We start from the raw sequence: 22,551 nt of genomic DNA on the forward strand, positions 1-22,551 counted from the left end.
GCCCCAACTGGTTTGTCCGGGTCGCGGGTCCTGCCGCGCCACTATTCGGGCTCCTAGAAAGGAGGTGATCCAGCCGCACCTTCCGGTACGGCTACCTTGTTACGACTTCGTCCCAATCACCAGCCCCACCTTCGACCGCTCCCCGTAGGGCCACGGGCTTCGGGTGTTGCCGACTTTCATGACGTGACGGGCGGTGTGTACAAGGCCCGAGAACGTATTCACCGCAGCGTTGCTGATCTGCGATTACTAGCGACTCCAACTTCACGGTGTCGAGTTGCAGACACCGATCCGAACTGAGACCGGCTTTAAGGGATTCGCTCCGCCTCACGGCATCGCAGCCCTCTGTACCGGCCATTGTAGCATGCGTGAAGCCCAAGACATAAGGGGCATGATGATTTGACGTCATCCCCACCTTCCTCCGAGTTGACCCCGGCAGTCTCCCGCGAGTCCCCACCACCACGTGCTGGCAACACAGGACAAGGGTTGCGCTCGTTGCGGGACTTAACCCAACATCTCACGACACGAGCTGACGACAACCATGCACCACCTGTGACAGCGCCCCCAAAGGAGGAGACCACATCTCTGCGGCCGGCGCTGACATGTCAAGCCTTGGTAAGGTTCTTCGCGTTGCATCGAATTAATCCGCATGCTCCGCCGCTTGTGCGGGCCCCCGTCAATTCCTTTGAGTTTTAGCCTTGCGGCCGTACTCCCCAGGCGGGGCACTTAATGCGTTAGCTGCGGCGCGGAAGACCCGGAAAAGGCCCCCCACACCTAGTGCCCAACGTTTACGGCGTGGACTACCAGGGTATCTAATCCTGTTCGCTCCCCACGCTTTCGCTCCTCAGCGTCAGTAACGGCCCAGAGACCCGCCTTCGCCACCGGTGTTCCTCCTGATATCTGCGCATTCCACCGCTACACCAGGAATTCCAGTCTCCCCTACCGCACTCAAGCCGGCCCGTACCCACCGCAAGCCCCCAGTTGAGCCAGAGGATTTCACGACAGACGCGACCAGCCGCCTACGAGCTCTTTACGCCCAATAATTCCGGACAACGCTCGCGCCCTACGTATTACCGCGGCTGCTGGCACGTAGTTAGCCGGCGCTTCTTATCCAGCTACCGTCAACCACCCCACACAGGAGGCGGCCTGCTTCACTGGCGAAAGAGGTTCACAACCCGAAGGCCTCCATCCCTCACGCGGCGTCGCTGCATCAGGCTTGCGCCCATTGTGCAATATTCCCCACTGCTGCCTCCCGTAGGAGTCTGGGCCGTGTCTCAGTCCCAGTGTGGCCGTCCACCCTCTCAGGCCGGCTACCCGTCACCGCCTTGGTAGGCCATCACCCCACCAACAAGCTGATAGGCCGCGAGCCCATCCCCCACCAGAACAATTACCTTTCCCGGCCCCACCATGCAGCAGGAGACCAGAATATCCCGTATTAGCCCCACTTTCATGAGGTTATCCAAGGAGTGAGGGGCAGGTTACTCACGTGTTACTCACCCGTTCGCCACTAACCAACCCCAACAAAAATGCCAGGGCCGGCCCGTTCGACTTGCATGTGTTAAGCACGCCGCCAGCGTTCGTCCTGAGCCAGGATCAAACTCTCCAAAAAAACATCTCGGAGAAAACAATATCCCCCAGCCCAACCCACCCACAACACCACACAACACGACAAAACATCGCATCACACAGCGCACGGGCAGACCAAACCAAAAACAAAACAACCAGAACACCCCCACAAGCCACACAACCAAAAACAATCACGCAGCCCAAAGGAATGCCCCAGCCAAAAATGGCATAAAAAACATGACACACTATCGAGATCTCAAACAACACACCCACTGACGCGGAAACTTGAGGAAATTCGTCTCCTCAGTCCTGCACCAGAAGCGTCCAAGAAACTTTAGCGAAACTGCATTCAAATGTCAAATCGAAGGTTCGTGACCCTCGTCATCCATTCGCGTCTTCCTTCAGTTCTCGGTGACCGTCCGGTCGGATTATGCATCCGGCTGCCTTCGGGCCGGAGAGAACATTACGCACAGCCCCCAGGTCCGTCAAACCCTGAATCAGTGAGTGCTGACACATGTCTCGAGTTACCACGAAGTCGCGGCTAGGCCCTGCAGATGAGGAGCGGGGCGACCCGGCCTCGGGCGGTGCCCGCTCGGTGCCGAATCGCCCCGCTGTCCTGCGCGAGGCCAGGGCAAGGGCTCAGACGGTGATCACCCCGAAGCTCAGCCCGATGACGCCGGCGATCGCACCGATGGTGAAGATGGCCAGCAGCAGGTACTCCCAGCCCTTGAAGATCGGGCCGCCTGCAGTGCGGCGGGCCTGGACGAACAGCGCCGTGCCGGCCAGGTACACGATGGCGCTGATGAGGAGGTACTGGATTCCACCGGCGTAGAGCAGCCAGACCGTGTAGACGGTGGCCAGGCCGCCGACGACCTTGTCGCTCAGCGTCCCGCCTCGCACGGCCAGGAGCAACTGGTAGATGGCGGACAGCAGGTAGGGAAGCAGGATGAGCGCACTGGCCAGGATGATGAGCGCGGTGTAGGTCTGCTCATTGAAGTGGGTCCAGATGAGCAGGGCCTGGCAGCAGACGTTGGTCAGGATCAGCGCGCCCACCGGGGTGCCGTTGCGATTCTCCTTGCCCAGCCAGGCGGGAAGAACGCCGTCACGCGACGGCAGGCGCAGGATCTCAGCGCACATGAGGACCCAGGCCAGCACCGCTCCGATCAGCGCGATGGCCAGGCCTGCGGAGATGAAGGTCGCCCCCCAGTCACCGACGGCCGCAGCCAGCACATGGGCCAGCGAGGGATCCTCCATGGCGGCGAGCTGGTCCTGCTCGACCAGGCCGTAGGACAGGAAGTTGACCAGCAGCAGGAGCACCAGGACCAAGGCGAATCCCAGCAGGGTGGCTCGTCCCACGTCCCTGCGGCTGCGCGCGCGCTCGGAGAACACCGAGGCGCCCTCCACCCCGATGAAGACCCAGACGGTCACCAGCATCATGCCCTTGGTCTGATCGAGGATGGAGCCCAGCGGCGCGCCGTCGATCGTCAGAGCGCGCCCCCAGACGTCCTGGGTGAACAGGCCGGCGTCGAAGGCGATGATCGCGATCCCGATGAACACCACCAGGGGCACCACCTTGGCCACGGTCACGATGGTGTTGACGAATGCTGCCTGCTGCACGCCCTGGAGCACCAGGAAGTGGAGCAGCCACAGGACCACCGAGGCGCAGGCGATCGCGGGCAGCGTGTTGCCGGAGCCGAATCCCAACATGGGGAAGACCACGCCCAGGGAGGACATGAGCAGGACCAGATAGCCAACATTGCCGATCCAGGCGCTGAGCCAGTAGCCCCAGGCCGAGGCATAGCCCACGTAGTCGCCGAAGCCGGCCCGGGCGTAGCCGTAGACACCGCCATCGATGTCCGGCCGCTTGACCGCCAGGCGCTGGTAGCACATGGCCAGGACGAGCATGCCCGCCCCGGTGATGATCCACCCGATGAGCAGAGCCCCCGGTGCGGCCACCTTGGCCATCTGAGATGGGAGGCCGAAGATCCCCCCACCGATCATCGAACCAACGACGAGTGCGGTCAGCCCGACAACAGGCAGGGTGCTGACGGCTGAACCACCGCCCTTCGCATCTTCAGCGGGCGGACTCGTCACAGCAGAGCCAGATTCAGACATCACTCGACATCTCCAAGGAGTGGGGAAACAATAATGCAATTGTCTCCCACAAGTCATCAGACGTCAAGATAGGAAATAACCGTCATAACATGCGAATCGGAAATCTATTCCTTTCACCGCATACTCATGCAGGCGGAAAAGCGCTATTCCATCTCAGGCAGGGTCAGAGGCCTGAGACGCACGCGCAACAGCCAGATTCCTCCGCCCCTTGCGCACCAGAACCACTCCCCCGGCCAGCAGCTGATCAGCGCCGATGGTCGCGTCCTCGTCCTCAACCTTGATGTTGTTGAGGTAGGCGCCGCCGCCGGCCACGGTCTTGCGCGCGGCATTGCGCCCCTTGTCCAGACCGGTGCTCACCAGCAGGTCCACGATGGTCGACACGCCCGTCTCCAGCTCGCCGGCCGGCAGGTCGGCCGTGGCCGCCGCCATGGTGCCCGCATCGATCTGGGTCAGGTCTCCCCTGCCCCACAGTGCCGCCGTCGCCGCCTCGGCCTGGGCCAGCGCCTCCTCGCCGTGCACCCAGCGGGTGACCTCCCGGGCAAGCGCCCGCTGGGCCTCGCGCGCCCGGGGGTTGTCCGCCACCGCTGCCTCCAGGCGCTCGATCTCGGCGCGATCCAGGAAGGTGAAGACCTTGAGGAAGCGCACGACGTCGACGTCGTCGGCCTGGAGCCAGAACTGGTAGAAGGCGTAGGGGCTGAGCATCTCGGGGTTGAGCCAGATGGCCCCGCCCTCCGTCTTGCCGAACTTCGTGCCGTCGGCCTTGGTGATGAGGGGGTTGGTCATGACGTGCACGGAGGCGCCCTCCACCTTGTGGATGAGGTCCATGCCGCCCACGAGGTTGCCCCACTGGTCGTTGCCGCCGACCTCGAGGGTGCAGCCGTAGCGGCGGAAGAGCTCGAGGTAGTCGTTGGCCTGGAGGATCTGGTAGCTGAACTCGGTGTAGGAGATGCCCTCCTCACTGGACAGGCGCCGGGCGACGACGTCCTTGGAGAGCATGGTGCCCATGCGGAAGTACTTGCCGAGATCCCGCAGCAGGCCGATGGCGGTCAGCTCTGCGGTCCAGTCGAGGTTGTTGACGATCCGGGCCGGGTTGTCCCCCTCGAAGTCGAGGAGGTTCTCGAGCTGGGACTGCAGAGAGCGAGCCCATCCGGCGACCACCTCGGGGGTGTTGAGGCTTCGCTCGCCCCTGTCCCGGGGGTCGCCCACCAGCCCGGTGGCCCCGCCCACCAGGGCGAGCGGGTGGTGGCCGGCCAGTTGAAGGTGGCGCATGACCTTGACGGCCACGAGGTGACCATGATGCAGGGAGGGCGCCGTGGGATCGAAGCCGCAATAGAAGGTGATCCGCCCCTCGGTGAGCGCCGCGCGGAGCGCGTCGATGTCGGTGTGCTGGGCGATGAGCCCACGCCACTGCAACTCCTCCAGGATATCGGTCACGGTCCTGTTGCCTTCCATGGGACTGGGCCGGCCCCCATGAGGGGCGACGGCGCCGGGCGCGCGCCTCGGCGGCGCTAGTCTGCCACGACCACCGCGCTTGACCACTCCCGCATCTCCCTCGGAGGACCTCCCAGGCGGTATCCACGTGGTCAACGACCGTGGGCACGGTTCAACAGCCGTCCGGCCCCGAATCCGCTCCAGGCGACAAGACCTGGACTCCCACGTCGCGCGCCGAGTCGATAAGGCGCGCGTCATAGGTCACAAGATAGGTGGCCCTGCATCGGATGGCCGCCGTCAGGTGCAGGGCGTCCAGCGAACGGAGGCCGGCTCCCCCGATCAACCCGGCCTCCGTGTAGAGCGAGCGCGGCATGTCGAAGAGATCGATCCCCTCGAGAAGGGAGGTAATGGCGCCTTGCGTCAGAGCAGTGCGGCGCGCAGCGGCTCGACGCAGTTCCGTCTCAAGCAGGAGTGCGCCGGCAAGATCCGCCCTCGCCTCATCGATCCGCTCGGCCAATGCCTCGGACTCAGCCTCTTCAACGAGGAGCTTCAGGGCCGCCGAGGTGTCGAGGTACCACCTCATCGGTCATCACGGATCGCTGCGAGGAGTTCCTCAGTGCTCTCCTCAAGCCTAACCCGCCGGAACTCCGAGTACCTGTGCCTGCGCACGGCTGGCTTGACGCATCGGAGGTCTGAATCCGGTGTGGCGGAGGACAGGCGCGCCACCGGGATTCCTCGCCGGGTCACCGTCATCTCCTCCCCGGCCTCCACGCGGCGCAGGACCGCAGCGCTGTCATTCCTCAGTTCTCGCTGGCTGATCCGCGCCATCTCCATGACCTCATCGTAGCATCGTGTAGCACAATCGTCGGAAGACTCCAGGGACGGGGAAGGCGGCGTCCGGGCGAGAGCCCCCGGCCGCCGTCGCCCCCCCGACTCAGGGCTCGGGGCACCGGCCGGCGGGCGAGCGTCGTCCCCTCGCCCCTTATCCGCCCGTCCTCCCGGGCCCCGACGGCGGCGCAACCGCGGCCGCCGCTGACATCCCCAACCCCAGCCGCTGCGCGTAGAGGGGCCAGCCTCCCTGGGCGCGCGCGGCCTTCCCGGCCTCCAGGACGAGCCAGTGGAGCTCCTGGTGCTCGGCGGCGTCCAGGGCCTCCTGGGCCACGGCCTCTTCCAGGAGCCTGCGGGTGGATTCGTAGTCGCGCCCCACGGGAGTCCCCAGGGCAGTCAGCATGCGCCGGGCGTAGGTGTCCCAGATGAAGCGGGGCCGGTCGTAGGCGTAGAGGCTGATGACGTCGGCGGTCTCCGGCCCCACGCCGCGCAGGCCCATGAGGGAGGAGCGCAGTGCGCCGTCACTCATGGAGCCAGCCTGGCGCCCGGGCCCTGTGGTGAGCCAGGTTGCCAGGGCGCGCAGGGTGGCCGACTTGCCGGTCATGAAACCGGAGGGGCGGATGAGGCGGGGCAGACAGTCCTCGCCCTGCTCGGGCAGGGCCAGCAGCGCCGTCGGCTCCAGGGCACCGGCGGTGCGCAGGCGCTCCAGGGAGCGCAGGGCGTTGCCCCAGGCGGTGTTCTGGACGAGGACCGCGCCCGCCATGATCTCGAAGCCCGAGTCCGCCGGCCAGCCGTGGCCCGTCCCCAACTCAGCGCGCAGGACCTCCAGGAGCCGGCGCAGCCGCAACGGGGCACGGCCGGTGTCCCCGTTCCCGTCCCCACTCACCGGCCCGCCTCCGGCGCCAGGCCCGCCGGGCGGTCCCAGGTCAGGGTGTAGCGGTAATAGAAGCGGCGCCGGACTCGGCTGCCTGGGAGCAGCCGCGCCGTGGCCGGGTCGACCTCGATGCCCACGATCTCCTCGCATACTCCCGCGAGACGCTGCAGAAGCAGACCCTCCCAGCAACCAACGTCGCAGGCCCGACCGCCACGGGTGGAGGTCTCGGCGAGGATCTCGTCATGGAAGGCGGCATTGTGGTTCCAGTACTGCTCGGGCATCAGGGCCCTCCTGACGCGGCCCTCCCGCGCCTGGGCGCCGCCGCCTTGTAGGGCGAGACGGTGGGCTCGCCCTCGATCCAGAAGCGCCAGGGGAAGGCTTCACCATCACCGCCGGGGCCGGCCACTCCCGTGCGCGGACCGGTGCGGATCGCGCCCGGCGCCGGAGCCTGCCCCGCACCCGGCAGGGCCAGGCTCACGCGCGCACCGGGCGGCCCGAGCGCGGCGCCGTCGTCAACGCGGCTCAGCCCCAGGGCCGCGCACAGGCGCCCGGGGCCCCGGGCCAGATCGCGGTCGGCGCGCGCCGCTGGCCGACGGGAGCGCGCCAGGTCCAGGCCCTCGATCACCTCGCCGCCGCGCAGGAGCACCGCGCGGGACAGGCCCTTGGGACCGGTGACCACGTTGAGGCAGTGATGCATGCCGTAGGTGAAGTAGACGTAGATGATGCCACCGGCGCCGAACATCGAGGCGTTGCGGGCGGTGGGGCCTCGGAAGGCGTGGGAGCCGGGGTCCTTCTCACCGCGGTAGGCCTCCACCTCGGTGATCCGCACGGCGACGGTGCCCTCAGCATCCGTGGCGGTGAAGACCGCTCCCAGGAGCCTCGGCGCCGCCTCCAGGGAGTCCAGGGTCAGCACCGCATGAAGCTCCTCGGGCAGGCCCACCTGATCCCGAGCCTCAGACATATCTCAGTCCCGCTCCCCCGCATCCGCCGCATCGGGAGCGTCAGGGCCGTCGAGCAGCGAGCCCTCCCAGGCGAAGACCCGCAGCTGCGCCGAGCGCTCAATGGCTCGGACCAACTGCTCGACGACGCGCACGGGCGCGGTGCCCCCATGGCCGCTGCGCGCCGCCACGCTGCCCTCGACCGACAGCACCTCGCGCACGCCGGGGGCCAGGCGCGGATCGATGCCGGCGAAGTCCTCATCCGTCAGCTCCCACAGCTCGATGCCGCGCGCCTCGCAGGCGCGCACGCAGGCACCGGAGATCTCGTGGGCGTCCCGGAAGGGCACCCCGCTCCTGACCAGCCACTCGGCCACGTCGGTGGCCAGGGAGAATCCCTGGGGGGCGAGCTCGGCCATGCGCTCCCGATTCATGCGCATCGTGGCGACCATCCCGGTGACAGCGGGCAGAAGAACGGCCAGCGTGTCCACGGCGTCGAAGACCGGCTCCTTGTCCTCCTGCAGGTCGCGGGCGTAGGCCAGGGGAAGGGCCTTGAGAGTGGCCAGCAGGCCGGTCAGGTCGCCGATGAGCCGCCCGGCCTTGCCGCGGGCGAGCTCGGCCACATCCGGGTTCTTCTTCTGGGGCATGATGGACGAGCCCGTGGAGTAGGCGTCGTCCAGGGTGACGAAGCCGAACTCCTTGGTGCTCCAGATGATGATCTCCTCGCTCAGGCGCGAGAGGTCCACGGCGGTCATGGCCAGGATGAAGCTCAGCTCGGCGACGACGTCGCGGGCGGAGGTGCCATCGATGGAATTCTCCACCGCGGAGTCGAAGCCGAGCTCGGCGGCCACCGCATCAGGGTCCAGGCCCAGGGTGGAGCCGGCCAGGGCCCCTGAGCCGTAGGGGCTCACGGCTGCGCGCGTGTCCCAGTCCTCCAGGCGCTCGACATCGCGCATGAGGGGCCAGGCATGGGCCAGCAGGTGGTGGGCCACCAGGACGGGCTGGGCGTGCTGAAGATGGGTGCGGCCGGGCATGATGGCCTCCCCGGCCGCGGCCGCCTGGTCGATGAGGGCATCGACGGCGTCGAGCACCAGGCCAGCGAGATGGCGGGCCTGGTCGCGCAGATACATCCGGATGAGGGTGGCGATCTGGTCGTTGCGGGAGCGCCCCGCCCTCAGGCGCCCGCCCAGATCAGCCCCCGCCCGCTCGATCAGGCCCCGCTCCAAGGCGGTGTGGACGTCCTCGTCGGCGGGGGTGGGGGCGAAGGCACCGGAGATCACCTCCTCCTCCAGGGCGTCCAGGGCGCCGAGCATGCCGGCGAGCTGAGCATCATCCAGCAGCCCGCAGCGGCGAAGGCCCCGAGCGTGGGCGCGCGATCCGGCGATGTCATAGCGAGCCAGGCGCCAATCGAAGTGGGTGGACACACTCAGGGCGGCCAGGGCCTGGGCCGGGCCCCCGGTGAAGCGGCCTCCCCACAGGCTGATGCCCGGGGCGCTCTCGGAGTCGGCGGACTGGGGGCTGGGCTCGACGGTGCTCATGGCCTCATCCTCGCCCATGTCGCGCCCCGCCGTGGGGAGCGGGGGATGTGCGTCGTCGACCATGACATCGGACAACCGGCACGGCCACAGCAGGGGCTGGACATGGAACGATAGGGGCATGACACAGCCCACGGACTCCCTCTTCCCGGGAAAAGCATTCATCTCCACAGTGCTCGAGGCCCTGGAGACCAAGACCCGCATGACCGGATCCCTGGCGCACCGCTACCTCATGCGCGCGGGCATGGCCGGCATGATCGTGGCGGTCTTCTACGTGGTCAACTACGCGATCGTGGGCGTCTTCGACTCCATCAGCGCCGGCGGCGACTCCTTGGCATCCGTGGGCAAACTGCTGGGAGCGCTGGCCTTCGGGCCCGCGCTCGTCTTCATCTACTACACCAGGTCAGAGCTGCTGACCAGCAACATGATGGTGGTGGTCATCGGCGGCTACTACCACCGGATCTCGGTGTGGCGAGGCCTGCGGGTCCTGGGACTGTGCTTCCTGGGCAACTTCCTGGGAGGCCTGATCTTCGCACTGCTCTACCGCTTCTCCACTCTTGTGGAGGGTCCCACCGGTGAGCAGGCCCTGCACTCGGTGGAGACCAAGCTCGCCTATGTCTCGTCCGCCTCAGGCCTTGTGGACCTGTTCGTGCGGGCCATCCTGTGCAACTTCATGATCAACCTGGCCATGCTGCTCATCTACAACGGCTACATCAAGGAGGACTGGTCGAAGATCTTCTCCATGATCATCGCGGTCTTCGTCTTCGCCTTCCTGGGCCTGGAGCACTCGGTGGCCAACACGGTGCTCTTCACGGTGGTGGGCCTGACCCACGGGGTGGATGTCGCCGCCGCGGCCGGCAATGTGGGGATCGCGCTTCTGGGCAACTTCGTGGGCGGTGGACTGCTCATCGGCGCCTACTACGCCTATGTCAATGATGACTCGCGCTGGCTGCGGCGCACCGCCGACCAGCACGGCCAGGACGACTAGGACGGCCAGGACGACTAGGGCGCCTAGGACTCAGACTCCCAGCGCTGAGTCCTACCGCGACGAGGCACTCTGATGCGCCCTGCCCCGGGCCGGTAAGCGCTTACCGGCCCGGGGCAGGGCGCATCGTGGGCATGAGGCGCGCTCCGCGCGGCTCAGAAGCCGGTGGCCCCGCCCGTGCGGATCTCCCGAGCCGCTGCCAGCCTGGAGGGCATGCCGTAGATCTCGATGAAGCCGCGCGACCAGGACTGATCGAAGGTGTCCCCCGAGTCATAGGTGGCCAGGTTGAAGTCGTAGAGGCCGACCTCGGAGCGCCGTCCGTTGACCGTGGCCCGGCCCCCGTGCACCACCATGCGGATCTCCCCGGTGACATGGCGCTGAGTGTCCTCGATGAAGGCGTCCAAGGAGCGCTTGAGCGGGGAGTACCACTGGGCCTCGTAGACCAGGTCGGACCAGGTCATCTCGACCTGCCGCTTGTAGCGGTGCTGGAGCCGCTCCAGGGTGACGGCCTCCAGGGCCCGATGGGCCTCGATCAGCGCCAGGGCCCCAGGGGCCTCATAGACCTCGCGGGACTTGATGCCGATGAGCCGGTCCTCGATGATGTCGATCCGGCCAACGCCCTGGGCACCGGCGCGGCGGTTCATCTCCTGGACCGCTTCCAGCGGGGTGACGGCCCGCCCGTCGATGGCCACCGGCACCCCGGACTCGAAGCTGATGATCAGCTCATCGGGCAGAGGCGGGTAGGTGGGATCCTCGGTGTAGGAGTAGACGTCCTTGGTGGGGGCGTTCCACAGATCCTCCAGATAGCCCGTCTCGATCGCCCTCCCCCAGAGGTTCTGGTCGATGGAGAAGGGGTTGTGCTTGGTCGTCTCGATGGGCAGCCGGTGCTTCTCGGCGTAGTCGATGGCCAGGTCCCGGGTCAGGGCCAGGTCGCGCACCGGGGAGATGCAGTGCATATCCGGGGCCATGGAGGTGATGGAGACCTCGAAGCGGACCTGATCGTTGCCCTTGCCCGTGCAGCCGTGCGCGACGGTGTCGGCGCCGAAGTCCCGGGCCGCCTTGACCAGATGCTTGGCGATGAGGGGACGCGAGATCGCCGAGACCAGCGGATAGGTCCCCTGATAGAGACCGTTGGCCTTGAGCGCCGGCATGCAGTAGTCGGCGGCGAACTCCTCGCGGGCGTCAACAACGTAGGCGTCGACGGCCCCGCAGTCCAGGGCGCGGCGGCGGATGACCTCCAGGTCCTCGCCTCCCTGGCCCACATCCACGGCGACGGCGATGACCTCCTTGCCGGTCTGCTCGCCGATCCATCCGATGGCCACGGAGGTGTCCAGGCCTCCGGAGTAGGCCAGGACCACCTTGTTCGCGTGCGTGCTCATGATTCTTCTCCTCCCATTGGGCTGCCGGGGCAGCCGGGAAACGTCTGCGGGTGCCAGGGCGAAAACAGGGCGAAAATGGGTGCGCTCCGCCCCTGGCTGGGGTTGGTGGTGGGCAGAGCACGGGTGGCCCTGCCCCATGGCAGGTGGCGCGATGGCGCCGGAGTCCTCAGAGCCGGGGGCGGCTGTCCGCCAAGGCGAGAAGATGGCCTGAGACCTCTGCGGAGATCTCCTCACTGCGGGTGATGACCAGAACGGTGTTATCCCCGGCGATGCAGCCCAGGATGCCGGGCATCATCGCGTCATCGACTGCACTTGCCAGGAGCTCGGCCGCTCCCGGCAAGGTTCGCAGAACCACCTGGCCGCCGGCCCACTCCACGGTCACCAGAAGATCGGCGCACCAGCGGGTCAGGCGGGCAGTGGTGTGGTCGGCCAGGGTGCCGTCGTCGCGCACGGGGGCGCCGGTGGGCGCCTGACCCGGGACGCTGGTCTCAGGGATGGCGTACTCCTGGCGGCCGCCGGCCGAGCGGATCTTGGTCGCGCGCAGCTCGACCAGGTCCCGCGACAGGGTTGCCTGCGTGGTGCTGACACCGTGGGAGGCCAGGACGTCGCGCAGCTGGGCCTGGGAGCGGATGCGCTCCTTGGCCAGGATGCGGGTGATCAGGGCGTGCCTGGCGGCCTTGGTGCTGGGGCTGGAGGCCCCGGCCCGTGCCGTGGTCCGCGGGCTCTGAGCCCCTGCCTCGTCTGCGGCCAGGTCGTGCTCCTCCAGTGCCATGCTCATGACCGGCCCCCTATGGCGGCGCCAGCCGATTGCTCCTCCAGGACCTCGCCAAGGGCGACGGTCAGGCTCGCGGCCTCCTCATCGGTGAGGATGAAGGGCGGGGCCAGGCGAATGGTGTCGGGGCGCGGAGCGTTGACGATGAAGCCGCGCTCCAGCAGTGCGGCCGCCACCTGGGCTGAGGCCAGGCCGTCGGCCAGGCCGACGCCCAGCAGCAGTCCGCGTCCGCGGACCTCCTCCACCCCGGGGATGGCGGCGATGTCCCGGGCCCACTGGGCGCCCAGGTGGGCCACCCGCTCCAGGAGGCCATGGGACCTGATGGTCTCGATGACGGCCAGGGCGGCGCTGGAGGCCACCGGGTTGCCGCCGAAGGTGGTGCCGTGCTGTCCGGGCCCCAGCAGCTCGCCCGCCGGCCCGTGGGCGACGACGGCGCCGATGGGGATGCCCCCGCCCAGTCCCTTGGCCAGGGTGACCACGTCGGGGATGAGCCCGGGGGCCAGGAGGTGGTGGGCCATCCACGCCCCGGTGCGCCCCATGCCGGTCTGCACCTCGTCGATGATGAGCAGGGCTCCGGCCTGCTCGGTCAGGCGGCGGGTCGCCTCCAGGTAGTCGGTGCCCAGCTCGCGGACCCCCGCCTCGCCCTGGATGGGCTCGATGATGAGGGCCGCCACATCGGGCCCCATGGCCCGCTCCAGGGCGGCGGCATCCCCGGCGGGCAGGAACTCCACCCCGCCGGGAAGGGGCTCGAAGGGCTCGCGATAGGCGGCCTTGTGAGTCAGGGCCAGTGCCCCCATGGTCCGGCCGTGGAAGGCCTGCTCCAGTGCCAGAACGCGGGGGCGCTGGGGGCCGCCGTGCCGGCGGGCGATCTTGAACGCCGCTTCATTGGCCTCGGTGCCCGAGTTGGCCAGGAAGACCCTGGTGCCCGCCTCGCGCCCCGGGTAGACCAGGGAGGCGAGCTCCTCGGCCAGGCGCACCTGGGCGGCAGTGGTGAAGAAGTTGGAGACGTGGCCCAGGGAGGCGAGCTGCGCGCCTACCGCGTCGGTGATCGCCGGATGGGCGTGGCCCAGGCAGTTGACGGCGATGCCGGCCAGCAGGTCGAGGTACTCCGCGCCGTCGGCGTCCCAGACCCGGGCGCCCTGGCCGCGCACGAGAACCCGCTGGGGCGTGCCGAAGGTGTTCATGACCGAGGCGGTGTAGCGGTCGGTCCAGGACTGGCCGGTCTGCGCTGCGGAGCCGAGGGCGGTCATAGCGCCTGTCCTCTGCGCAGGGGCGTGAGGGGGGCGTCTCCGGGGTGGACAGCCGTGCCCACGCCCTCATCGGTGACGATCTCCAGGAGCATGCAGTGGGCCTGACGCCCATCGACGATGTGGGCCTGGCTCACGCCTCCGCGCACCGCCCGCAGGCAGGCCTCCATCTTGGGGATCATCCCGGTCTCCAGGCTGGGCAGGAGCTCCTCCAGCGCGGCGGCGCTGATGAAGGGGACCAGAGAGGCCCGGTCGGGCCAGGAGGCGTAGAGGCCCTCGACGTCGGTGAGCATGAGCAGGGTGCGGGCCTTGAGCGCCACGGCGATGGCGGCGGCGGCGGTGTCGGCGTTGACGTTGAGGACCGTGGAGGAGTCCTCAACAAGGGGGGCCACCGAGGAGATGACAGGGATGCGGCCCTGGTCGAGCAGGTCGATGATGGGCTGGGGACTGACCTCGACGACGTCGCCCACGAGCCCCACGTCCACACTGCGGCCGTCAACGGTGGCGGGCCTTTGGCTGGCGCGCAGCAGGCCGCCGTCCTCACCGGAGATGCCCACGGCCGCCGAGCCGTCGGTGTTGAGCAGGGAGACGAGCTCGCGCTGGACCGAGCCGGTGAGCACCATGCGCACCACGTCCATGACCTCTGGGGTGGTCACGCGCAGGCCCCCGCGGAACTCCGACTCGATGCCCAGGCGCTTGAGCATCGCATTGATCTGCGGCCCTCCCCCGTGGACGACGACGGGGCGGACCCCCACCTGGTGGAGGAAGAGGATGTCCTGGGCGAAGGCCCGCTTGAGCTCCTCATCGACCATGGCGTTGCCGCCGTACTTGATGACCATGGTGGCGCCCTTGTAGCTGCGCAGCCAGGGCACGGCCTCCAGCAGGACGGAGACCTTGTGCTGAGGGGACAGGCCCGAGGTGGAGGGCGAGCCGGCCGGGCGCAGCAGGGACCGGGGACGGGGGGTTGCACTGGTCATGTCGCTCATGTCGTGTAGTCCGCGTTGATGGTGACGTATCCGTGGGTCAGGTCATTGGTCCACACCGTGGCGCTGGCCTGGCCGGCGCTCAGGGCGATGTCGATGCGGGTCTCGCGCGGGGTCATGTCCACCCCGGATCGGTCCTCCCCCAGGCCTCCGTGCCGGAAGATCGTCACCCCGTTGATGGCCACATCGACCTGGTCGGGATCGAAGGGGCAGACCTCCTCGGGCACTGTCCCCAACTGTGACAGGACCCGGCCCCAGTTGGGGTCCCCGCCGGCGACGGCGCATTTGAGGAGGTTGGAGGCGCTGACGGCACGGGCGGCCGCCTCCGCCGCCTCCTCGCTGACCGCCCCGGTCACGGTGATGGCGATGTCATGGGTGGCGCCCTCGGCGTCGGCCACGAGCCTGCGGCCCAGGCGAGCCATGACCTCCTGAAGGGCCGCCTCCAGGTCCTGGGCGCCGGGGCTCACCCCGGAGGCGCCGGAGGCCAGCAGGAGGACGGTGTCGTTGGTGGACATGCAGCCGTCGGAGTTGATCCTGTTGACGGTGCGTGAGGTGGCCCGCATGAGCGCCTCACGGGCGGCGTCGGGCTCGACGACGGCGTCGGTGGTGATGACCGCGAGCATGGTGGCCATGCCCGGTGCGAGCATCCCCACGCCCTTGATCATTCCGCCGATGCTCCACCGCTGCTCCCCCTGGCCCACGCTCAGGGCGTTCTCCTTGGAGACGGTGTCGGTGGTCATGATGGCGGCCGCTGCCTGGCCGGCGGCCTCGGCGGTGGTGGCCAGCGCCGAGGCGGCGGCCCCGGCCCCCTCCAGGAGGCGGGGCATGTCCAGGGGCTCACCGATCACGCCGGTGGAGCACACGAGCACCTCCTGGGCCCGGCACTCCAGGAGCGAGGCGACGTGCTGGGCGGTGGAGGCGGCGTCGTCGGCCCCCTGCTGGCCGGTGCAGGCGTTGGCGGATCCGGAGTTGAGGATGACGGCGCGGGCCTGGCCCCCGGAGGCCTGAAGCTGACGTCGCGACCAGACCACGGGGGCGGCCACCACGCGGTTGGTGGTGAAGACGCCGGCGGCTGTGCGCATGGGGCCGTCGTTGACGACCAGGGCGACATCCGGCTTGCCGGAGGCCTTGAGCCCCGCGGTCACCCCTGCGGCCCTGAATCCCTTGGCTGCGGTCACGCTCATGGTGCGACTCCTTCGGTGATGACGCCGGTGGTCTCGGGGATTCCCAGCGCCAGGTTGAGGGACTGCAGCGCCGCCGAGGCGGTGCCCTTGCCCAGGTTGTCGATGGCGCACAGCATGGTGGCCGCCCTGGCAACCGGGTCGTAGGCGACCTGGACGGTGGCAAGACCGCTGCCGGCGACGGCGCCGGTGGTGGGCCAGGTCCCCTGCGGTAGGAGGTGGATGAGGGCCTCGCCGTCCTCGCCCGGCCCGCCGTAGGCCTGGGCCCAGGCCTGGCGCAGCATGGCGGTGGGGTCGTCGCTGTCATGGACGGCGCTGGTCACCGGTGCGGTGACCGTGGCCAGGATGCCCCGGCTCATGGGGACCAGCACGGGGGTGAAGGCCAGTCGCCCGGCCCCCGATCCGGCTCCGGCGACCAGGAGGTTCTGGGTGATCTCGGGGATGTGGCGGTGGGTGCCGCCCACGGCGTAGGGCTGGGCCGAGCCCAGGGCCTCGGCGGCGGTCAGATGGGGCTTGAGGGACTTGCCGGCCCCGGAGTAGCCGACGGCCAGGACCGCGGTGATGGCAGGGGCATCCGGGGAGGTGTCGAGAAGTCCTGCGGCGATGCCGGGCTGGGCGGCGAGGGTCACCGCGGTGACATTGCAGCCGGGGACGGCGATGCGCCGGGTGGCGGCCAGCTCGGCCCTCTGGGCGCTGGCCGTGCGCTCACCGGCATGGAGGAGCTCGGGCATGCCGTAGCTCCAGGCTCCGGCGTAGTCCGATCCGTAGAAGGCCGCCCAGGCCTGAGGGTCGGTCAGGCGGTGGTCAGCGCCGCAGTCGATGAGCAGAGGGTCGGTGCCGGCTGCCCTGGCCTCGGCCTCGATGGCCGCCGTGACCTCACCGGAGGCGCCGTGGGGCAGGGCCAGGATGACGACGTCATGGCGTGCCAGGCGGACGGCCTCGGTGGGCTCGACGGTGCGCCCGGCCAGTGAGGCGAGGTGGGGGTGGTGCTGTCCCAGCTGCGTGCCCGCCGAGGAGGCGGCGGTCAGCGCGCCGATCTCGATCTGAGGGTGTGCGGCCAGGAGCCGCAGGGCCTCGCCTCCGGCGTAGCCGGTGGCTCCGGCAACAGCTGCAGTCCACGTCATGCGCAAACCATACGACTCGATGCATAGAAATACGAACTGGCGGGCCGTGGTGAGACATCACCCCGTACGTGTCCGCGCACCGCGCCGCGAGACGGGGCGCGATGGCCGACGACAACGTCCTCGGCTGATGCGCGAATCACAGCGGCCGGTCCCGCAAGGAGGTGACGATCGCGTCAGCCCACTCGCGTACCTGGTCCCAATCGCGGAAGTCGCCCTCGGCGGCACCACCCAGCTTGGCGATGGAGCGCTCGCGCAGGCTGAGCCGGTCAGGGTCGAAGCGCCCGGCGAAGGTGATGTGGTCCTCCGGCTCCAGGGCCAGCAGAACCGGGCCGATGCGCTGAGGATCGGCCATCTTGCCCTTGGGCAGGCCCGAGAGCCCCACGGAGAAGGCCCAGACAGGCTTGGCGGACAGCGCCTCGCGGAAGCGCTCGGTGAAGGCGACTGCCGCATTGGTCCACTTGGTCATGTAGACGGCGCTGCCCAGGATGAAGGCGTCATAGCCATCCACTGATTCGACATCCTCGGGCTGCGCGGTGTCGACGTCGATCTCGGCCGAGCGCAGGCGCTCGGCGATCACCGCGGCGACCTCGTCGGTGGAGCCGTGGCGGGAGGAGGAGGTGAGAAGGAGCTTCATGGCCGCCAGTATTCACGCGCTGGCCACCCCGCGTCTTGGACCTGAGGCCCAGGCCACCGTCGTGTAACTAGAAACACATCCGCGTCCCATTGTCGAGCCCTTGGTGCCGGGGCCGGCTGCCGGATGTCCGGCCGCCGGCCCCATGCGTCTCCCGGCATCACCGCGGGCCGGGCAGGCGGACCGCCCTGCTGGCGAGCCGGGTAGGCGGATCAGGAGCGCAGCTCGGCGCCCATAGCCTTGGCGGCCCGCTTGACCACGCGCTTGCGCACCGCTGCCGTCTCCTCGGCGGTCAGGGTGCGATCACTGGCGCGCAGGCGCAGGGCGAAGGCCAGGGACTTGCGCCCCTGCCCCAGTTGGGGGCCGCGGAAGACATCGAAGAGCCGCAGGTCCTCCAGGAGGGCTCCGGCGCCGGCGCGCACCACGGACTCCACCTCGGCGGCGGTGACGGACTCATCGACGACCAGGGCGATGTCCTCCTTGGCGGCGGGGAAGGTGGAGATCGGGGCGACCTGCAGGACCCCGCGGCCCAGAGCCGCCTCCAGCATGGGCTCCAGGTCGATCTCCACGGCGCACGCCCGCTCGGGGAGCCCCAGAGCCCGGGTCACGCGCGGGTGCAGCTCGCCGGCATGGCCGACGACCTGGCCCGCCACGATCTCCTTGCCGCGCCGGGTGCTGGGCAGGCGCAGCTCGGCCAGGCGCCCGGGATGCCAGGGGGCAACCGGGGCCGGGGGCGCGACGGTCTCCAGGCTCAGCCCCAGGGCACGGCCAACGGTGCGCGCGATCTCAATGGCATCGGCCCAGTCCCAGGCGCGCCCGGCGCCCAGGACTCCCGGGCTCTCCTTGGCGCCCGTCACGATGGCGGCCGCATGCATGGGCTGCCGGGGAACGCCGGCCGCCAGCGCGGCGATCTCCTCATCGCTGGGGCGGTGGTCAACCCCGGGGATCGCGGCGGGCACCGTGCCCTGGGCCAGGGTGACCGAGCCGACCTCGAAGACGGCGACATCGGGCAGCCCTCGGGAGATGTTGCGGGCAGCGGTCTCCACCAGGGAGTCCAGGATGGAGGTGCGCAGCCAGGGGGCGTCCTCGGCCAGGGGGTTGGCCAGCCGCACGGCCTGGCGGCGCGGGTCGTCCTCGGGGATCTCCAGGAGGTCGTGCACCCCTCCGATGAAGGGGTAGGACAGCACCTGGGTCAGGCCTGCGCCGACCAGCGCGCGGACCGCCTCGCGGCTCAGGCGCTGGCGCCCGGTCAGCCCCGCGCCCGACGGAGCGCTGGGCACGATGGAGTCGATGGCCTCGTAGCCGTCGAGCCGGGCGATCTCCTCGGCGAAGTGGGCCGGCCCCACCAGGTCGGGCCGCCACGTCGGGGCAGTGATCTCGAGCAGCTCACGACCGGCGTCGTCGGCCCCGGCCGGGTTGACAGTGCAGCCAATGATCTCCAGCAGCTCGGTGACCCGGGACTTGCCGTAGGGCACGCCCGTCAGGCGCTCGGCCTCATCGGCGCGGATGATCTGCGGCGCAGGGGCGGTGGTGCGGTCGATGTCGGTGGCGATGGGCTCGGCCGTGCCCCCGCCGTACTCGACGAGCAGATCGACGGCCCGCTGGGCGGCCACGGGAGCCAGTGCTGTGTCCACCCCGCGCTCATTGCGCTTGGAGGACTCGGTGGGCAGGCGGTGGCGGCGCGCGGAGCGGGCGATGGAGACCGGGTCGAAGTGCGCGGCCTCGATCAGCAGATCAGTGGTGGTGGCATCGACCTCGGCGGCGGCCCCGCCGAAGACACCGGCCAGCACCAGGGGGCGCGATCCCTGACCATCCGGGGAGTCGCTGATGACCAGGTCCTCGGGGTCCAGGGCGCGGGTGACCTCGTCGAGGAAGGTCAGGGTCTCCCCCGCCCTGGCCCGGCGCACCACGATGGGGGCGGCGAGCTTGCCCAGGTCGAAGGCGTGCAGGGGCTGGCCCAGGTCCAGCATGACGTAGTTGGTGACATCCACGGCCAGGGAGATGGGGCGCATGCCGGCGGCGGTGAGCCGGTCGCGCATCCACGCCGGGGAGGGCGCTGCCGGGTCGATGCCCCGCACCACGCGCGCCACGTAGCGGTCCGCCCCGGGGCGGCCGTGGATGGGGCTGGGGCCCTCGGCGATGGTGACCGGGTAGCCGTCAGGGCCAGCCGCGGCGATCCCGTTCGGGTAGAGGCCGGGGTTGGCGCCGTCGGCGGGGTCGGTGTAGGCCGCCCCGGTGGCGTGTGAGTACTCGCGGGCCACGCCGCGCATGGAGAAGCAGTAGCCCCGGTCCGGGGTCACGTTGATCTCCAGGACCTCCTCCCCCAGCCCGAGCAGGGGCAGGGCATCGGTGCCCGGGGCGGGAGGCTCCTCGCCGTCGTGCCCGTTGGCGGCCAGGTAGTCCTGCAGGACGATGATGCCGTCATGGTCCTCGCCGATGCCCAGCTCGCGGGCCGAGCAGATCATGCCGTCGGAGACATGGCCGTAGGTCTTGCGGGCGGCGATGGCGAAGTCGCCGGGCAGGACGGCCCCGGGCAGGCTGACCACCACGGAGTCCCCCACCGCGAAGTTGTGGGCGCCGCAGACGATCCCACGGCTGGGCAGCTCCGAGGGCTCCTTGCCGGTGCCGGGGGCGTCATTGTGCTCGGGCCCCACATCCACGCGGCAGTAGTTGATGATCTTGCCGTTGGACTGCTCCTTGGACTCCAGGGTCAGGACGCGCCCGACGACCAGCGGGCCGGTCACGGAGGGGGGAACGATCCGCTCCTCCTCCAGGCCCACGCGCACCAGATCGGCGGCGAGCTGCTCGGCGCTCAGGCCACTGGGGACCTCGACGTGCTCGCGCAGCCACTCCAGGGGGATGTATGGCATGTCAGTGTCCCTTTCCAGTGGAGCCGAACTGCTGGGAGAAGCGGATGTCTCCCTCGACGATGTCATGCATGTCGGAGATGCCGTGGCGCAGCATGAGCGTGCGCTCCAGGCCCATGCCGAAGGCGAAGCCCGTGTAGACCTCGGGATCGATGCCGCACGCCGTGAGCACATTGGGGTTGACCATGCCGCAGCCGCCCCACTCGATCCAACCGGCGCCGCCCTTCTTCTGTGGGAACCACAGGTCCATCTCGGCGCTGGGCTCGGTGAAGGGGAAGAAGGAGGGGCGCAGGCGGGCGCGGGCCTCGGGGCCGAACATGGACTTGGCGAAGTGGTCGAGGGTGCCCTTGAGGTGGGCCATGGTCAGGCCCTTGTCCACCGCCAGGCCCTCGACCTGGTGGAAGACCGGGGTGTGGGTGGCATCGAGCTCATCGGAGCGGAAGACCTTGCCGGGGCAGGCCACGTAGAGGGGCGGCTGCCCGCCCAGCATGACGCGGGCCTGGACCGGGGAGGTGTGCGTGCGCAGGACCAGGTTGGAGGGGTCCCCGGGCTGGGCGCCGACGGACTCGCCCTGGATGTAGAAGGTGTCCTGCATCTGGCGGGCGGGATGATCGGTGTCGAAGTTGAGAGCGTCGAAGTCGTACCACTCGTGCTCGACCTCGGGGCCCTCGGCGATGGACCAGCCCATGGAGATGAAGAAGTCCGAGATCTCCTCGATGAGCAGGTCAAGGGGGTGGCGGGCGCCCACGGGTCCGCGGAGGTTGGGGACGGTGACATCCACCGCCTCGGTGCGCAGCATCTCCTCCTCTGCGGCGGCCTCCAGCTCGGCCTGCCGGGCGCTCAGCGCGCCGGTGATGCGTCCGCGCGCGGCGCCGATGAGCTTGCCGGCGGTGGGCTTGTCCGCCTTGTCGAGGGCTCCGATGCCGCGGTTGGTGCGGGCGAGCACCGAGGAGTCGCCCGTGTAGGCCAGGCGGGTCTCCTTGAGTGCGGCCAGGTCCGTGGCGGCGGCGATGGCCGCGAGGGCCTCCTCGACGAGGGCGTTGATGCCCGCCTCGTCCAGTGGCGAGAGCGCGCCGGATACGTCAGTCATGTGCGAGCGCCTTCCATGTGGTACGTCGCGCCTAGGTTAGTCCGGCGGCTGCGAGGGCCTGAAATCGTGGCAGGCAGCAGCGCCCCTGAAAGCCGGCGCGAGGGGCGCTTTGTCCACCGTGAACAGCTTTAAGACTCGCCACCGCTTGCCGCGTTGGCAAACGCGCAGGTCAGAACGCCTTTGCCGCGTGGGACCCGGGCGCGGAGGCGGTTAAAGCTGTTCACGGTGGACAGTCTGACTCAGGCGATCGACCAGTGTGCTACATTTGCTACGAGGTGAGTGGAATGCAGAGTCTCGCACATCGCAGGTTGCGCAACGAGAGCGCGGAGGTGCTCCGGCGGGTTCAGGCCGGCCAGTCCTTCCGCATCACCAACCACGGGCAGGCCGTCGCACTGCTCATCCCCGTGCCGGACGAGCCTCTCGAGCAGCTGCGTGCCGCGGGGGCGACGATCCCGGCAACCGGTTGCGACTTCACCGCCCTGGAACGAGTGGACAGCCTGACCAGCCGGGAGGTCCTTGATGACCTTCGAGGCGACAGGTGAGGACCCCGACCTCCGAGCCCATGGCGGCGCTCGCCAGTGGCACGCTCATCTACGTCGACACCTCCGCAGCGCTCAAGCTCCTCATCAATGAGCCGGAGTCATCGCGACTGGCGCGATGGCTCCAGGATGCCGTGCTCGATGAGTGCGTCCTGTGCTCCTCGCTCCTCCTGCACACCGAGTTGCACTGCGCCTGCGCGCGCCGCGCCGCCCTCAAGACCTCTGTGGTCGACAGCCTGTTGGCGGGCATCGAACTCGTCGACCTGTCTCGGGATCACCTGTTGCAGGCCTCTCGGGCACGCAGCGGTCTGCGAGCCGCGGACGCCATCCACCTCACCGTCGCCACGATGACCGGCGCACAAGCACTTGTGACCTACGACCATGAGATGAGCCGCGCAGCGGTCGCGATCGGCATGCGCGTCTACGCACCGGGTTCTGTCCACCGTGAACAGTTTTAAGACTCACCACCGCT

20 protein-coding genes and 1 rRNA gene are annotated in these 22,551 nt (G+C 69.1%); 3 read left to right on the plus strand and 18 right to left on the minus strand.

Features of this window, described 5'->3' with window-relative positions:
• Positions 1 to 57: 57 nt before the first annotated feature.
• From EL266_RS10555 to argH, 9 genes are all read right to left on the minus strand, one after another.
• Positions 58 to 1,606: ribosomal RNA gene (locus tag EL266_RS10555) — 16S ribosomal RNA — on the minus strand.
• 596 nt (positions 1,607 to 2,202) lie between these two features.
• On the minus strand, positions 2,203 to 3,678 hold the full coding sequence (gene arcD, locus EL266_RS10560) for an arginine-ornithine antiporter (protein ID WP_026427311.1): 1,476 nt from the start codon (positions 3,676 to 3,678) through the stop codon (positions 2,203 to 2,205).
• 153 nt (positions 3,679 to 3,831) lie between these two features.
• The gene (tyrS, locus tag EL266_RS10565) at positions 3,832 to 5,112 is read right to left on the minus strand and encodes a tyrosine--tRNA ligase (protein ID WP_026427310.1); all 1,281 of its coding nucleotides are present in this window, start codon (positions 5,110 to 5,112) and stop codon (positions 3,832 to 3,834) included.
• Positions 5,113 to 5,281: 169 nt separating this feature from the next.
• A complete protein-coding gene (locus EL266_RS10570) occupies positions 5,282 to 5,692 on the minus strand; it encodes a PIN domain-containing protein (protein ID WP_026427309.1) in 411 nt (136 codons plus the stop codon).
• Positions 5,689 to 5,943: a type II toxin-antitoxin system Phd/YefM family antitoxin gene (locus tag EL266_RS10575; protein WP_034515080.1), complete on the minus strand. Its 255-nt coding sequence runs from the start codon at positions 5,941 to 5,943 to the stop codon at positions 5,689 to 5,691. Before EL266_RS10575 ends, EL266_RS10570 begins: the two co-directional genes overlap by 4 nt.
• A gap of 148 nt (positions 5,944 to 6,091) precedes the next feature.
• Positions 6,092 to 6,823 (minus strand): endonuclease III domain-containing protein, encoded by a 732-nt coding sequence (locus tag EL266_RS10580; RefSeq protein ID WP_051281295.1) that lies wholly within the window; start codon positions 6,821 to 6,823, stop codon positions 6,092 to 6,094.
• On the minus strand, positions 6,820 to 7,092 hold the full coding sequence (locus EL266_RS10585) for a methyltransferase domain-containing protein (protein WP_026427308.1): 273 nt from the start codon (positions 7,090 to 7,092) through the stop codon (positions 6,820 to 6,822). The genes EL266_RS10580 and EL266_RS10585 overlap by 4 nt, the downstream gene beginning before the upstream one ends.
• Positions 7,092 to 7,772 carry a DNA-3-methyladenine glycosylase gene (locus EL266_RS10590; RefSeq protein ID WP_026427307.1) on the minus strand — a complete coding sequence of 227 codons (681 nt, stop codon included), beginning with the start codon at positions 7,770 to 7,772 and terminating at the stop codon, positions 7,092 to 7,094. Before EL266_RS10590 ends, EL266_RS10585 begins: the two co-directional genes overlap by 1 nt.
• A gap of 3 nt (positions 7,773 to 7,775) precedes the next feature.
• Positions 7,776 to 9,284: an argininosuccinate lyase gene (gene argH, locus EL266_RS10595; protein WP_051281294.1), complete on the minus strand. Its 1,509-nt coding sequence runs from the start codon at positions 9,282 to 9,284 to the stop codon at positions 7,776 to 7,778.
• Positions 9,285 to 9,402: 118 nt separating this feature from the next.
• Here argH and EL266_RS10600 point away from each other — a divergent pair, with 118 nt between their 5' ends.
• The gene (locus EL266_RS10600) at positions 9,403 to 10,269 is read left to right on the plus strand and encodes a formate/nitrite transporter family protein (RefSeq protein WP_026427306.1); all 867 of its coding nucleotides are present in this window, start codon (positions 9,403 to 9,405) and stop codon (positions 10,267 to 10,269) included.
• Positions 10,270 to 10,421: 152 nt separating this feature from the next.
• Here EL266_RS10600 and EL266_RS10605 read toward each other — a convergent pair whose 3' ends face one another.
• The 9 genes from EL266_RS10605 to pheS form a co-directional block, all read right to left on the minus strand.
• The gene (locus EL266_RS10605) at positions 10,422 to 11,645 is read right to left on the minus strand and encodes an argininosuccinate synthase (protein WP_026427305.1); all 1,224 of its coding nucleotides are present in this window, start codon (positions 11,643 to 11,645) and stop codon (positions 10,422 to 10,424) included.
• Positions 11,646 to 11,811: 166 nt separating this feature from the next.
• Positions 11,812 to 12,417, minus strand: coding sequence for an arginine repressor (locus EL266_RS10610; RefSeq protein WP_051281296.1), 606 nt, complete (start codon positions 12,415 to 12,417; stop codon positions 11,812 to 11,814).
• 2 nt (positions 12,418 to 12,419) lie between these two features.
• Complete coding sequence (locus EL266_RS10615) at positions 12,420 to 13,667, minus strand: acetylornithine transaminase (RefSeq protein WP_026427303.1); 1,248 nt, start codon at positions 13,665 to 13,667, stop codon at positions 12,420 to 12,422.
• Positions 13,664 to 14,641: an acetylglutamate kinase gene (gene argB / locus EL266_RS10620; RefSeq protein WP_051281293.1), complete on the minus strand. Its 978-nt coding sequence runs from the start codon at positions 14,639 to 14,641 to the stop codon at positions 13,664 to 13,666. The genes EL266_RS10615 and argB overlap by 4 nt, the downstream gene beginning before the upstream one ends.
• A 5-nt stretch (positions 14,642 to 14,646) precedes the next feature.
• On the minus strand, positions 14,647 to 15,831 hold the full coding sequence (gene argJ / locus EL266_RS10625) for a bifunctional glutamate N-acetyltransferase/amino-acid acetyltransferase ArgJ (RefSeq protein WP_026427301.1): 1,185 nt from the start codon (positions 15,829 to 15,831) through the stop codon (positions 14,647 to 14,649).
• Positions 15,828 to 16,952, minus strand: coding sequence for an N-acetyl-gamma-glutamyl-phosphate reductase (gene argC / locus EL266_RS10630; protein ID WP_026427300.1), 1,125 nt, complete (start codon positions 16,950 to 16,952; stop codon positions 15,828 to 15,830). Before argC ends, argJ begins: the two co-directional genes overlap by 4 nt.
• 136 nt (positions 16,953 to 17,088) lie before the next feature.
• Positions 17,089 to 17,586, minus strand: coding sequence for a flavodoxin domain-containing protein (locus EL266_RS10635; protein ID WP_026427299.1), 498 nt, complete (start codon positions 17,584 to 17,586; stop codon positions 17,089 to 17,091).
• 209 nt (positions 17,587 to 17,795) lie between these two features.
• Positions 17,796 to 20,453 (minus strand): phenylalanine--tRNA ligase subunit beta, encoded by a 2,658-nt coding sequence (gene pheT, locus EL266_RS10640; RefSeq protein ID WP_026427298.1) that lies wholly within the window; start codon positions 20,451 to 20,453, stop codon positions 17,796 to 17,798.
• A 1-nt stretch (position 20,454) separates the two neighbouring features.
• Complete coding sequence (gene pheS / locus EL266_RS10645) at positions 20,455 to 21,540, minus strand: phenylalanine--tRNA ligase subunit alpha (protein ID WP_026427297.1); 1,086 nt, start codon at positions 21,538 to 21,540, stop codon at positions 20,455 to 20,457.
• Positions 21,541 to 21,824: 284 nt separating this feature from the next.
• On the opposite strand from pheS, the gene EL266_RS10650 reads away from it, so the two are divergent.
• The gene (locus EL266_RS10650; RefSeq protein WP_034515078.1) at positions 21,825 to 22,082 is read left to right on the plus strand and encodes a type II toxin-antitoxin system Phd/YefM family antitoxin; all 258 of its coding nucleotides are present in this window, start codon (positions 21,825 to 21,827) and stop codon (positions 22,080 to 22,082) included.
• Entirely contained in the window at positions 22,079 to 22,537 is a 459-nt protein-coding gene (locus EL266_RS10655) for a type II toxin-antitoxin system VapC family toxin (protein ID WP_232012016.1), read from the plus strand. Before EL266_RS10650 ends, EL266_RS10655 begins: the two co-directional genes overlap by 4 nt.
• Positions 22,538 to 22,551 lie beyond the last annotated feature (14 nt).

Source organism: Actinomyces slackii, from assembly GCF_900637295.1.
Lineage (GTDB): Bacteria > Actinomycetota > Actinomycetes > Actinomycetales > Actinomycetaceae > Actinomyces > Actinomyces slackii.

Excerpts from the sequence above, each read along its gene's own strand:
- arcD (WP_026427311.1), bottom strand. The coding sequence starts at position 3,678 with ATGTCTGAATCTGGCTCTGCTGTGACGAGTCCGCCCGCTGAAGATGCG.
- EL266_RS10570 (WP_026427309.1), bottom strand. The coding sequence starts at position 5,692 with ATGAGGTGGTACCTCGACACCTCGGCGGCCCTGAAGCTCCTCGTTGAA.
- EL266_RS10575 (WP_034515080.1), bottom strand. The coding sequence starts at position 5,943 with ATGGAGATGGCGCGGATCAGCCAGCGAGAACTGAGGAATGACAGCGCT.
- EL266_RS10585 (WP_026427308.1), bottom strand. The coding sequence starts at position 7,092 with ATGCCCGAGCAGTACTGGAACCACAATGCCGCCTTCCATGACGAGATC.
- EL266_RS10590 (WP_026427307.1), bottom strand. The coding sequence starts at position 7,772 with ATGTCTGAGGCTCGGGATCAGGTGGGCCTGCCCGAGGAGCTTCATGCG.
- argH (WP_051281294.1), bottom strand. The coding sequence starts at position 9,284 with ATGAGCACCGTCGAGCCCAGCCCCCAGTCCGCCGACTCCGAGAGCGCC.
- EL266_RS10600 (WP_026427306.1), top strand. The coding sequence starts at position 9,403 with ATGACACAGCCCACGGACTCCCTCTTCCCGGGAAAAGCATTCATCTCC.
- EL266_RS10605 (WP_026427305.1), bottom strand. The coding sequence starts at position 11,645 with ATGAGCACGCACGCGAACAAGGTGGTCCTGGCCTACTCCGGAGGCCTG.
- EL266_RS10610 (WP_051281296.1), bottom strand. The coding sequence starts at position 12,417 with ATGGCACTGGAGGAGCACGACCTGGCCGCAGACGAGGCAGGGGCTCAG.
- EL266_RS10615 (WP_026427303.1), bottom strand. The coding sequence starts at position 13,667 with ATGACCGCCCTCGGCTCCGCAGCGCAGACCGGCCAGTCCTGGACCGAC.
- argB (WP_051281293.1), bottom strand. The coding sequence starts at position 14,641 with ATGACCAGTGCAACCCCCCGTCCCCGGTCCCTGCTGCGCCCGGCCGGC.
- argJ (WP_026427301.1), bottom strand. The coding sequence starts at position 15,831 with ATGAGCGTGACCGCAGCCAAGGGATTCAGGGCCGCAGGGGTGACCGCG.
- argC (WP_026427300.1), bottom strand. The coding sequence starts at position 16,952 with ATGACGTGGACTGCAGCTGTTGCCGGAGCCACCGGCTACGCCGGAGGC.
- EL266_RS10635 (WP_026427299.1), bottom strand. The coding sequence starts at position 17,586 with ATGAAGCTCCTTCTCACCTCCTCCTCCCGCCACGGCTCCACCGACGAG.
- pheT (WP_026427298.1), bottom strand. The coding sequence starts at position 20,453 with ATGCCATACATCCCCCTGGAGTGGCTGCGCGAGCACGTCGAGGTCCCC.
- pheS (WP_026427297.1), bottom strand. The coding sequence starts at position 21,540 with ATGACTGACGTATCCGGCGCGCTCTCGCCACTGGACGAGGCGGGCATC.
- EL266_RS10650 (WP_034515078.1), top strand. The coding sequence starts at position 21,825 with ATGCAGAGTCTCGCACATCGCAGGTTGCGCAACGAGAGCGCGGAGGTG.